The sequence below is a fragment of the Lysinibacillus mangiferihumi genome (assembly GCF_003049665.1).
GTDB classification, from domain to species: Bacteria; Bacillota; Bacilli; order Bacillales_A; family Planococcaceae; genus Lysinibacillus; species Lysinibacillus mangiferihumi.
On record NZ_PYWM01000103.1, the window covers coordinates 1 to 1,028 of the forward strand.

Genomic DNA, 1,028 nt, shown 5'->3' on the forward strand with positions numbered 1-1,028 from the left:
GAGGAAATTTTTCTATGGCTAACCAACCAAAGAAATACAAAAAATTCGTAGCGACGGCAGCAACGGCAACATTAGTAGCATCTGCTATCGTACCAGTGGCTTCTGCAGCAGGATTTTCAGATGTAGCAGGTAACGACCACGAAGTAGCAATCAACGCACTTGCTGATGCAGGTATCATCAATGGATACGCTGACGGCACATTCAAACCAAACCAAACAATTAACCGCGGTCAAGTGGTTAAATTATTAGGTCGTTATTTAGAAGCACAAGGCCAAGAAATTCCAGCTGACTGGAATTCAAAACAACGCTTCAACGATCTACCAGTAACAGCTGAAGCAGAATTAGTAAAATATGCTGCACTAGCAAAAGATGCAGGCGTATTCAACGGTTCAAACGGCAACTTAAACGCTTCACAAACAATGCAACGTCAACAAATGGCAGTAGTTTTAGTACGTGCTATTAAAGAAATCGCTGGCGTAGACTTAGTAGCTGAGTACAAAAAAGCGAATTTCGTAACAGAAATTGGTGACTTAGACAAAGCTTACTCTGCAGAACAACGCACAGCGATCGTTGCTTTAGAATATGCGGGTATTACAAATGTTGCTCACTTCAACCCAGGTAACAGCGTAACACGCGGACAATTCGCTTCATTCTTATACCGCACAATCGAAAACGTTGTAAACAACCCAGAAGCTGGTGTTGCAGCAGTAAAAGCAATCAACAGCACAACTGTTGAAGTAACATTCGACGAAGAAGTAGACAACGTACAAGCTCTTAACTTCTTAATCTCTGATCTTGAAGTGAAAAACGCGGCTGTAAAACAAACAAACAAAAAAGTGGTTGTATTAACAACTGCTGCTCAAACAGCTGACAAAGAGTACACTGTATCTCTTGGCGAAGAAAAAATCGGTACATTCAAAGGTATCGCAGCTGTAGTTCCTACTAAAGTAGATTTAGTAGAAAAATCAGTTCAAGGTAAACTTGGTCAACAAGTAACTGTTAAAGCACAAGTAACTGTTGCTGAAGGT

1 protein-coding gene is annotated in these 1,028 nt (G+C 40.8%); it reads left to right on the top strand.

What is annotated here, in order from left to right; all coding sequences use genetic code 11:
- Positions 1-14 precede the first annotated feature (14 nt).
- Positions 15-1,028 (top strand): S-layer homology domain-containing protein (locus tag C9J37_RS27730; RefSeq protein WP_137067863.1); only part of this gene is annotated, 1,014 nt, incomplete at its 3' end.